This window comes from Schlesneria sp., assembly GCF_036405755.1.
Taxonomy (GTDB): domain Bacteria; phylum Planctomycetota; class Planctomycetia; order Planctomycetales; family Planctomycetaceae; genus Schlesneria; species Schlesneria sphaerica.
Genome location: NZ_DASWWZ010000100.1, coordinates 1 through 8,044, shown reverse-complemented (window position 1 = coordinate 8,044; position 8,044 = coordinate 1). Strand labels below are relative to the sequence as shown.

Sequence of the window (8,044 nt, the reverse complement as noted above, 5' to 3'; positions counted from 1 at the left end):
CCGATCCTGAGAACGTCTCCCTCTCGAAGCAGGGTCGGCCCTTTGATTGGCGCGTCGTTAACAAGCGTTCCGTTCTGACTTCCCAGATCTGTCACCAGAATTCCTTCAGGTGTATTTTTCAGGACGCAGTGTTTGCGGCTGACGAGTGCAGAACCGATACGCAAGTCGCAGTCGTCGTCCCGTCCCACCACCATTTGCTTGGAAGGCAGGACAAGGCGCTTCCCCTGGAGCTTGCCCGACTGAATGACGAGTTCTGACATTCTTCTCAACCTCTCTCAGATATCGAGGGCGATTCAGCACCTCGAGCATTGGCAGGCAATCGACAGCAGGGGCCTTGGCGAAATTTAATTCTGGTACCGTTGTCGGTTCGCTAAATTGTGGCATCCCGTGTTTCGCCCCTTCTGGAGGGAATTCAAACGAAAATCGTTGCCACAGTGACTGACAAGCAGAATCGAATCAGCCCCCTTTGTGTCTTGAAGCCCGAATTTTGTCCAGATGGCTTTTAAAACCGGGGGGCCGACTGTGGTAAGCACGTAAGATTCAATTGGATTTAACAGGTCGTTGTGCGATCCGGCCCGAGGACCCATGTGACGCGATATTCGCACATTGTTCGACATCAGAATGATGACAAGACATCGATCATCAGAAGGTTGTACGCGGACAACGAGCTTAATGCTCACCTCGGCAGTGAACCTTAACTCGAAAGATGGAGATATCGACTTTCGCGGGTTTAATGACGACTCCGTCCGGGTTTCTTCTATCACCGGGGCACCAGCGAGGTCGTGAAGTTCCGAGAACTGATTCATCGCTATTGCATCGCAACGATCGGCTTCATCAATCAAGACAGGATTGATTGCGACATCGAGGTTCGGCAACTGAGACCAGCGATCAGAAATCACGTTTTCACTCGTCAGTTTTCCAGGCCTGCATCGAGAACGAAGCGAAGGGAGGTGGCTTGGCCTTAACGGTAGTCTATCACGTACTTCGAGATTCCATTGCGGAATCGGCGACGCTGAGTTGTCTTCCTGATTCCAGTATTCCGTCGCTCATCAGGGATGACAAGCTGACTTGATAAGTGAACATCAATCAACTGATAGCCCAAATCTTCTTATAACGCAACGTCGTGCTCTCCGTGATCACGTTCCTTCGGCGATGCGAACAGAGTGAATCAAAGTCCAGTCACGGCCGTACTACTCATTCTGAAAAGTCGCACCATCAGTTTCGGAATAGAAATCTGCCGGCGACCTGGGACGATACTCGGGGAGGATGCGAGCACAGTTAATCTTTCGCCCGCAACCCCGTCGCTCGCGCGACACCTTTCAACATTTCGTGTTTTCTTCGACCGGCTTTTACGAAGCCACACGAAGGACCGCTCCCCCCGGGCACAGCAGATCCATTTGCGACAGGCCCCTTCTTTAGACGTCCCCTCGTCAGTCAGCGTTTCGTCACGTTGCGCGCTGAGACAGATTGGTGACACTTGCGTACGATTCCAGAAAGTCACACCGTTCTGAATCGTGGGGTCTAGCATGCGAGAAATCATTCGGCCAACGATCCTGATGTGCCCACCCGACTACTACGGGATTGAGTACGAGATCAATCCATGGATGAATCGAGACACGCCCAGCGACTCAGCCCGCTCCATGCAGCAGTGGCAGACGTTGCACGATCTGCTGCGCGAACTCAACGTGAAGATCTGTCTGATGGATCCAGTCAAGGGCCTTCCCGACCTGGTTTTTACCGCGAATGCGGGTCTGGTCTGGAAGAACAAGATATTCCTTGCAACCTTTCGACATCCCGCACGTCAGGGCGAAACACCGATCGACAACGCCTGGTTCACCGCGAATGGATTCGAGACCATCACGTTGCCGGTTGGGCTGAACTTTGAAGGAGCAGGCGACGCTCTTTTCTGCGGAGACACGTTGTACGGCGGATACCTTGTTCGCAGTGATGCTTCTTCCATCCAGTGGCTGGGATCGGAACTGAATTGCCGCGCCATCCCGCTGCAACTGGTCGATGATCGCTTCTATCATCTCGATACCTGCTTTTGTCCTCTCGATGCGACATCTGCGATTTACTTTCCTCACGCATTCGATGACTACGCCCGCCGTGCACTTCAGCAGATCCCACTCCTGATTGAAGTCAACGAAAAGGAAGCCGCGAGGTTCGCCTGTAATGCCGTCGTCGTTGGAAGGCATGTCGTTCTGAATGAGGGTTGCCCTCAGTTGGAGGCCAGCCTGTCAAAGCACGGCTTCATTCCCCATAGCACACCGCTGGACGAGTTTCTCAAAGCGGGTGGAAGCGCAAAATGTTTGACACTGCGACTGGATGGGGAAGAGGCCGCGACCTGGTCCTGACGTATGCGTCGCCCGGCAAAGCGATTCCGTACTTACGGGGCGTCTTTCATCTGGCGCAGTCCGTCGAGTGCTCGCTCACGCGCAACGCCATGATCGATGATTGGTTTCGGATAGTCCTTTCCCAGAACAACATTGGCCCTTGCGAGAATTCCAGCAGGAGCCGTCCACGGGGCATGCAGCCAGGGAAGTGGAAGGTCTTTCAGTTCTGGTATCCAGCGACGGAGATAGGATCCTTGAGGATCAAATTTTTCCGACTGCAGTTGTGGATTAAGAATTCGAAAGTACGGAGCCGCGTCGGCCCCACAGCCCGCAATCCATTGCCACCCCAGTGTGTTATTGGCGAGGTCTGCATCAACCAGAGTGTCATAGAACCACGCGGCACCGTACTTCCACGAGATCATCAAGTCCTTAACAAGAAAAGAACCGACAATCATCCGCACCCGGTTGTGCATCCACCCGGTCGCCCACAATTCGCGCATTCCGGCATCCACTATCGGGTAGCCAGTTTCTCCCTTTTGCCAGGCAACCAGACCCGAAGGATCCGCTCGCCACGGGAATCTCTCGAAATCCGCCCGTAGCGGCCGTTCCACCGTCGACGGAAAGTGATAGATCAAATTGTGTGCAAATTCGCGCCAGCCCACTTCTTTAAGAAACGTGTCAGGCCCTGCCGTTTCTGTTGCGCTGGCAACACTCTTGCCCGACATTGTTTCGATCAGTTTTGAAGTCTGGTGCCAGACCGTGCGTGGACTGATCTCGCCGAAATGCAGGTACGGAGAAAGTCGTGAAGTACCGCGTGTCGCTGGAAAGTCTCGTTGTGTGTCGTATTCAAACGCGGCCGACTTCAGAAATCGATCCAGCACATCTGCGGCGGAATTTTGTGGTGTCTCCCAGAACTGATGAAAACCGTCGTCCCAGCGAATCGTGGGAAGTAGCTTGAGGTCGTCGACCGTCAACGAATTGGGCCATTGATCTGGCGGCCGAATCTGCTCGGGAGCGGGAAGTGGTTCGTCGGGGGGCGAAGCCTTGAGACATGCCTTCCAGAAGGGGGTGAAGACCTGATACGGACGACCCTCTTTGGTTTGAATGTCCCACGGTTCAAAGAGAAGATTGCCGCCGAAGCTCTCGGCCTCAATTCCGCGAGAATTGAGCTCACGCTTCGTGATTTCGTCTCGCTTGCGTAACGCCGGTTCGTAGCCCCGAGTCCAGTAGACGGCAACCGCGTCCAACTCGTCAACCAGTTCCAGCAGTATGGCCAACGGTTCCCCGGTTCGAAGGATCAAGCGGGAACCGCGAGATTGTAACTCGCGACTCAATCGCATCAGCGAATGATGCAACCACCAGCGACTTGCGGCACCTGGAGCGGTTTCATCGTTAACGGGACATGAATGGATGTAAAGCGGGACGACCGGTTCACCTCGCTCGATGGCCGACTGCAAGGCGGGATGATCTTCAATCCGTAGATCGCGTTGAAACCAGACGATATGGGGACGATTCACGACTCTGTTTCTAACCCCGCGTTTGTTGCCCCCGCACGCCGCATAGATCTGGCCAGATTCTCGAGTTGTTGGAGCGACTCACAGACCTGACACGACAATCCCGCGAGTCTCCGACGCAAATCTTCGTCGACCGCTCTACCACCCACCAGGAAAGCAACGCCATTTGCTTCGGCGATTTGCGACAATGATTCCACCTGCTTGACGAATCGATCAATATCAGAGATGCGAGTTGCGGTGAGCCAGAACAGTCGCGGCTTCATGTCACTGAGCGCATTCACCATGGAGTCAAAGGGAATTGACGTACCCAGCGAGGTGGCATTCCAGAGGCAGTCGCGCAGAACCAGTTCCGCCATTGCGTTCGGAAGGCTGTTGGTATCGTCTTCCAAAGTTCCACCGCAGGCATCCCATTCCTTGTCGGGCGCCTTCAGGGTCGATCGGAGATTGAACAAGACTCTTTGAAGGAACTCACAACTTCGACGTTCCTGGTAGACTTCGATTGACGACGACGCCCATCGTTCACGAATCTCGCGGAAAGCAGGGATCATCAGCCGGTCGCAAATTGTGCTGATGGAATGCCGGGCCAAATAAAGATCATAAACGACTTGCCAGACGGATTCTTCATTTCCTTTGATCAAGGCATCTACAAGGATTCTAACCCCTCGCTCCAGCCCAATCTCGGAACGCTGCGATCGGGTTGGCAACCCGAGAGCGCCGGGCACGACAATCACGTGTTCGCGTTCTTTGACGAACCTCAACACGTCACTCAGAGGCAATTTGCGATGCCCGCCGAGCGTACGCACGAAGTGAATTGCACCCTGGTCACAGTACCTTTTGATCGACGATTCGCTGAGTCCGATCGCTCTTGCCACTTGCTTTGGGGAAAGTAAATCATTCATTTCTTTTTCCCTGGCACGATTTCGTTTTGTTTTTAGACAGCTCACCGTCGCGTCCGCAACGATTACGATACAGTCTCCATCTCAAGGCCCGCCGGCTGATGATCGCCGTCGCATGTTACAAATCCATTTCATGAAGTAATACGCACTTTGGGTCCAAAACTCCATACATGAATGTCGTTTTTTTCGCCATGAAAGCGTCCAAGAACTCAATTCGCGCCGATTTGAAGCAGCGCCACCGATAAAAAGCAAAAAACGATTTGATAATGCACAGCGAAAAAATTCACCGTCTGTGTCAAATCGCGCGTCAGGATTTCGAGAAGCCAGGTACGGGAACAGAATAGCTGCGACGGCTAATTCTTCAGAAGTGTCCCGCCCAGAACAATGATTGAGATCGAAAAATAGATTAACAATCCCGTCACGTCGACGAACGTGGCGACAAAGGGCGCAGAGGAAGTCGCAGGATCAAGCCCGAGGCGTTTGAGAGCGAACGGCAACATCGAACCGATCAGTGACCCCCATAGCACGATCGCCACCAGGGACAGACTGACTGCCATTCCGACCAGCGCCCAATGTTCGCCATAGACATCGGAAAATAGACTCCATGTCGCAATTCGTAAGAAGCCAATCGATCCCAGCAACAATCCCAAAATTGATCCCGAGATGACCTCACGGCGAAAGACTTTCATCCAGTCGACAAGCCGAATCTCTCCCACAGCGAGGGCTCTCACGATCAACGTCGCGGCCTGTGAACCGGAATTTCCTCCACTGGAAATGATCAGCGGGATGAACAGCGCAAGCACCACCGCCTGGTCGAGCTGGTGTTCGAAGTATCCCATGACGGTGGCGGTTAAAAGTTCCCCGAGGAACAGAATGACGAGCCAGGTTGCTCGTTTATGCACCATCGTAAAGAGGGGCGTGCTCGCATAGGGCTCGCTCAGGGCCTCCAGTCCACCGAACTTCTGTGCGTCTTCGGTCGCCGCCTGTTCAGCGACATCCAGCACGTCGTCGATGGTGACGATCCCAACCAGTTTGTGATGTTCATCCAACACCGGAAGTGCCGTTCGATCGTACCGGCGGAAGACTTCAATTGCGGAGCGTTTCAGATCAGTCGCCTGCAGCGCAACGTAATTGGAGTCCATCAACCGCTCAATGGTGATGTGGACCGGTGCAATCAGAATCTGTCGAATTCTCAAGTCATCGATCAGGTGCATGTCATGGTCGACGACATAGACGACATTGAGAGACTCGCTGTCCTGCCCGTGACGACGGACATGCTCGAGCACGTGTTCAACGGTCCAATTCGGGCGGACCGCGACAAAATCGGGTGTCATCAATCGGCCGACACTGTCCTCTGGATAATGAAGCAGGGACCGTGCAATCGCCTGCTGCTGCGCGGAAAGTGTTTGAAGATGTTTCTCGCGGTCCGCTTCGTCAAGTTCTTCCAGCAAAGCGGTCCGGTCGTCTGCCGACATGTCATTGAACAGCGCCCCCGCGTCGGCGGGCTCAAGACTTTCCAACAGCATATGCTGTGTTGGCCGGTCGAGATATTCAAAGATCAACGTGCGCTGGGGCCCGTGTAGCAAACGAAATGCCGCCTTCTGGTCAGCGTCGCTGAGATCAGCAAACAATTCAGCAATGTCCGCCGGCTGCCACATATCCAGCGCTTCGCTCAGCGTTGTGCCATCGCGGTTTTCGATCAGCTCACGAATCTCTGGCAGCATCAACTTGCAAAGCATTTGTCTTGAATCCTCTCAGACTCGTCAGCTCGACCCGAGCATCCGTGTTCCGCTGTTCCTGCTGGTCTCTTTGCCGACTTCCCGAGATGTCATGAAAGCCAGCGTCAGACAGCGATTCCTGCGCCGATGAGCGACGGCTGGCACCCTCTACCAAGCATACGACGGAAGGCAATCACCCACCTGGAACTGGCGAGCTTCGCCCGAGAGAAACACCATACCGTTCGCAGAAACGGTGCCGCACAGGTCAGACGATCCGTGCCAGGGAACCAACCGGACACTGAGTCCCTCTTTCGTCCACGTCAGACACGCGGGATGATACGTTGGACGATCAGCCCGAGTCGAGTATGCGTGCTCGAGTTTCGCAAAGATCGGACTGGGTGTTGGAGGATCGACTCCCATCAGACGGCGAATCGCCGTCCGGACAAAGATCTCGCAGCAGACCATGCTGCTGACAGGATTGCCCGGCAAACCGAACACATAGGCAGAGTGGCTTGCCGAACTGACAGACGCTGATCGATCAACGCCGCAAAACTGACCGAACCAGAGAGGTTTACCCGGCTTCATTTCGACCTTGTGGAAGACCTGCTCCACCCCCGCTTCCGCCAGCGTTGCCGGGACCAGATCCAGTGTTCCGGCCGAGACGCCCCCCGACAGGACCAGTAGATCTGATTGCAACCCCTCTCGAATCTTCGACAGCAGGTCGTCGCGATTATCTCGAGCGATTCCCAGAGACATTGCCTCGGCCCCCGCTGCTGTAACTTGGGCCGCGAGCATGGCGACATTGGAGTTGCGAATCTGGCCGGGGCCGGGAGCGGATTCGATCGGAACGAGTTCGTCGCCTGTTGCCAGAATGGACACCTTCGGGCGTCTCCGGGCCGTGACGTGTGCGCACCCCAGTTCCGCAAGCGCCCCGATGCGGGCACCGTTCAGTGTCAGGCCGCGACTCAGAACACATGCACCTGACCGGACTGACGTCCCTCGTCGAATCAGGTTTGCACCGATAGTTGGTGGACCGCACTGCACTACAACGCGATCGCCGTCTCGCCGGGTTTCTTCAACCTTGATCACCACATCGGCTCCTTCGGGAAGAGGAGCCCCCGTCATAATCTGTGTGGCTTCACCCGGACCGACTCGCATCGATGGGACGCGCCCTGCTGTGACCGTTTCGATCACTTTCAGCGACGTGCCCACGGCGGTGACATCTGCTGCCCGGACGGCGTAGCCATCCATCAGCGATTTGTCGAAAGGGGGAGAATCCGAGTGGCTAATGACGTCCGCCCCCAGTGTCAGTCCCAGAGCCTCACTGAGAGGTACCTGGGAAACACCAAGGGGCGTAATAGTTGCGACCAGTTTCTGGAGGGCGTCGTCCACAGTCCACATATTGTCTTCTTTGCGTGGTCTATGAACTGGGCAAGGCCGGCTCGACTCGTCTACGTCAAAGCGGATTGCTTACTTTGCACGAGGCACTGGCATTCAACTCGACCGGCCAGTGGCCTAATTCATATCGGTTCACGGTATTCAGCTCAGAGGCGGCCACTCGTGCCGCCTCTACTCGATCCAGG

At 55.0% G+C, this 8,044-nt stretch carries 6 protein-coding genes; 1 reads left to right on the top strand and 5 read right to left on the bottom strand.

Annotation, left to right across the window (positions count from 1 at the left end; all coding sequences use genetic code 11):
- Positions 1 to 260 (bottom strand): FHA domain-containing protein (locus VGE80_RS03460; protein WP_440591688.1); only part of this gene is annotated, 260 nt, incomplete at its 3' end.
- Between the two features lie 1,266 nt (positions 261 to 1,526).
- Between VGE80_RS03460 and VGE80_RS03455 the strand changes: the two genes are divergently transcribed.
- Positions 1,527 to 2,354 (top strand): dimethylarginine dimethylaminohydrolase family protein, encoded by an 828-nt coding sequence (locus VGE80_RS03455; protein WP_373652235.1) that lies wholly within the window; start codon positions 1,527 to 1,529, stop codon positions 2,352 to 2,354.
- A 32-nt stretch (positions 2,355 to 2,386) separates the two neighbouring features.
- Here VGE80_RS03455 and VGE80_RS03450 read toward each other — a convergent pair whose 3' ends face one another.
- From VGE80_RS03450 to VGE80_RS03435, 4 genes are all read right to left on the bottom strand, one after another.
- Positions 2,387 to 3,850 carry a cryptochrome/photolyase family protein gene (locus tag VGE80_RS03450; protein ID WP_373652236.1) on the bottom strand — a complete coding sequence of 488 codons (1,464 nt, stop codon included), beginning with the start codon at positions 3,848 to 3,850 and terminating at the stop codon, positions 2,387 to 2,389.
- Positions 3,847 to 4,746 carry a MerR family transcriptional regulator gene (locus VGE80_RS03445; protein WP_373652237.1) on the bottom strand — a complete coding sequence of 300 codons (900 nt, stop codon included), beginning with the start codon at positions 4,744 to 4,746 and terminating at the stop codon, positions 3,847 to 3,849. Before VGE80_RS03445 ends, VGE80_RS03450 begins: the two co-directional genes overlap by 4 nt.
- Positions 4,747 to 5,096: 350 nt before the next feature.
- A complete protein-coding gene (gene mgtE / locus VGE80_RS03440; protein WP_373652238.1) occupies positions 5,097 to 6,482 on the bottom strand; it encodes a magnesium transporter in 1,386 nt (461 codons plus the stop codon).
- A 147-nt stretch (positions 6,483 to 6,629) separates the two neighbouring features.
- Entirely contained in the window at positions 6,630 to 7,862 is a 1,233-nt protein-coding gene (locus VGE80_RS03435) for a molybdopterin molybdotransferase MoeA (protein WP_373652239.1), read from the bottom strand.
- Positions 7,863 to 8,044: the final 182 nt, after the last annotated feature.